We start from the raw sequence: 228 nt of genomic DNA on the forward strand, positions 1-228 counted from the left end.
ACCAATATTGAAGAGGTTTCGAAAGAGTTACAAGAATTTTATGACAGTGTGAAATTCCGTGCCTCTGGGATTACCTCCCCCCAAGCAAGACAAAATCTTATTATCAAGCTATATGAAGATTTCTTTACCAAGGCATTTAAGAAAACCACCGATAGGCTTGGGATTGTTTACACCCCCGTTGAGGTTGTGGATTTTATCATTCATTCCGTTGATGAGGTTTTACGCAAT

1 pseudogene is annotated in these 228 nt (G+C 39.0%); it reads left to right on the forward strand.

Features of this window, described 5'->3' with window-relative positions:
• Window positions 1-228, forward strand: a pseudogene (locus PVV68_RS10155) (hypothetical protein); the annotation flags it as partial.

The sequence above is a fragment of the Bartonella sp. ML69XJBT genome (genome assembly GCF_028618515.1).
Taxonomy (GTDB): Bacteria; Pseudomonadota; Alphaproteobacteria; order Rhizobiales; family Rhizobiaceae; genus Bartonella.